Below are 1,106 nucleotides of genomic sequence, written 5' to 3' on the forward strand. Positions count from 1 at the left end.
CCGTTTTCCATCGCGATCGGTGCGATCAGCTCAACGCCGAACGACACGTTGTCGCCGGGCATGACCATCTCGGTGCCTTCCGCCAGGGTCACGGTGCCGGTCACGTCAGTTGTACGGAAGTAGAACTGCGGACGGTAGTTCGCGAAGAACGGGGTGTGACGACCGCCTTCTTCCTTGGTCAGGATGTAGGCTTCGGCTTCGAACTTGGTGTGCGGTGTAACCGAACCCGGCTTACACAGAACCTGGCCACGCTCAACGCCGTCACGATCCACACCGCGCAGCAGGGCGCCGATGTTGTCGCCTGCTTCACCGCGGTCCAGCAGCTTGCGGAACATTTCAACGCCGGTGCAGGTGGTTTTCGCGGTGTCGCGGATGCCGACGATTTCGATCTCGTCGCCAACGTTGATCACGCCACGCTCGACACGGCCGGTCACAACGGTACCACGGCCCGAGATCGAGAACACGTCTTCGATCGGCATCAGGAACGGCTGGTCAACGGCACGCTCAGGGGTGTCGATGTAGTCATCAACAGCCGCCATCAGTTCCTTGATCTTCTCTTCGCCGATTTCCGGGTTGTTGCCTTCCATCGCGGCCAGAGCCGAACCTGCAACGATCGGAATATCGTCGCCGGGGTATTCGTAGCTGGACAGCAGTTCGCGAACTTCCATCTCAACCAGTTCCAGCAGCTCTTCGTCGTCAACCTGGTCAACTTTGTTCAGGAACACGACCATCTTCGGGATGCCAACCTGGCGGCCCAGCAGGATGTGCTCACGCGTTTGCGGCATCGGGCCGTCAGCGGCGTTCACAACCAGGATCGCGCCGTCCATCTGGGCGGCACCGGTGATCATGTTCTTGACGTAGTCGGCGTGGCCGGGGCAGTCAACGTGCGCATAGTGGCGGTTGTCGGTCTCGTATTCCACGTGGGCGGTCGAGATGGTGATGCCGCGCGCTTTCTCTTCCGGCGCGCCGTCGATCTGGTCATACGCTTTGAAGTCACCGAAATACTTGGTGATTGCTGCGGTCAGCGTCGTTTTACCATGGTCAACGTGGCCAATCGTGCCGATGTTGACGTGCGGTTTTGTACGCTCAAACTTTTCCTTTGCCAT

The 1,106-nt window shown here is 59.5% G+C and carries 1 protein-coding gene; it reads right to left on the reverse strand.

Annotated elements, in window-relative coordinates:
• A partial coding sequence (gene tuf / locus ACR0KJ_RS19435; RefSeq protein WP_480627458.1) for an elongation factor Tu occupies window positions 1–1,106 on the reverse strand: 1,106 nt, incomplete at both ends.

The sequence above is a fragment of the Ruegeria sp. AD6 genome (assembly GCF_056542325.1).